Origin of the sequence: Candidatus Clostridium helianthi, from assembly GCF_045310795.1 — a bacterium.
GTDB lineage: Bacteria > Bacillota > Clostridia > Clostridiales > Clostridiaceae > Clostridium > Clostridium helianthi.
On record NZ_JBJIAB010000106.1, the window covers coordinates 1 to 1,190 of the forward strand.

Here is a 1,190-nt window from a genome sequence, read left to right on the forward strand (position 1 = left end):
TTCTGAATTTAATCAACTAATTAGTCTAAGTTTTTCACTTAGAAACAAGTCGCACTTCCGGCAAGCTCCAACTTCATCTAAGTCAAGAAGTTCTAAGCATTAGACTAGTCCTTTGTTTGGGTACCCGATGGAGCGCAAGAAGGCAAGCACACTTCGCTAAGATAAGTCGTTGTCCCGTAAATGATACAAGCCCACAAGGGGCTTGCACACTTCGGGAAACGTTATTTAGCTAAATGTACATGCCTTCTTTGTGATACTGGAGATAATGCTGCATGCGCAGATAAGAGTTTTTGTTGAAATGTGAGAATGGGAAGAGAAATTTAATGTTTTTCTTTTCAAAGAGGATCCTTTAAATTTACTTCTAAATTCTAACTCCATAAAGAGTCAATACGTAATACCCAGAAGCGCCGCTTCTGGTATTACATTGGCACTTTCTTCAGATGTTGTTTTTAGTGTGGTGATAGGATTAAAGGCTGCGCCTTAAATCCTATGCAATAATAAAATGGTATAAATATAAGGTGTTATTCTAAAGATTATGGAGAGGTCCTATTTGGTTAATTACATGATTTATGGAGAAGTGATGCATACGCATAAGAAAAAGGGCGCCTTGGACTTGCCCTCACAGTATAGAGATAAGGATTATTGGAAGGTGAGGGCAGGTCCACAATGTGCTTGCTTACCTGCTAGTCCTTTTTAGCAATGGCGTTCTTTCCGCTTAAGAAATCCAATCACTAAAAATAATAGAATAGATATTAACAAGGAAATTATTTTTAGTGATTCGGTTTCTTGCGCTTCAATAACACTAATTACTAATAAGGACAGGCAGAAAAGCATGCACATTGACGGCGCCTCGCGGAATAAAAGTAATTTAATATTAAGAACAGTAATGCATAGTCTGTAGAAAGTGCGTAGTAGTTGATAAAAATAATGTTCTTATAGAGCGTAGTCCACAAAAACTTTTTTGAATGAGAGTATTTATAAATATCTCAAAATTAAAACTTTAATACACGATATTAAAGAATAGAATATATGTTAAATTTCTATTTATTTAGAAAAAGTAATGGCTATTTCCCCCTTACCAACTATTGCTATAAGATCAGCATTATTAATAAAACCTAAATTTATAGATTCATTTTCAGTATCGAATCTGTTATAAAATTTTTGATTACCAGTTGAGTCAACTATACTTA

The 1,190-nt window shown here is 34.4% G+C and carries 1 protein-coding gene; it reads left to right on the forward strand.

Features of this window, described 5'->3' with window-relative positions:
• Nucleotides 1-550: 550 nt before the first annotated feature.
• Nucleotides 551-697 (forward strand): hypothetical protein, encoded by a 147-nt coding sequence (locus ACJDTP_RS27370; protein WP_180277937.1) that lies wholly within the window; start codon nucleotides 551-553, stop codon nucleotides 695-697.
• Nucleotides 698-1,190: the final 493 nt, after the last annotated feature.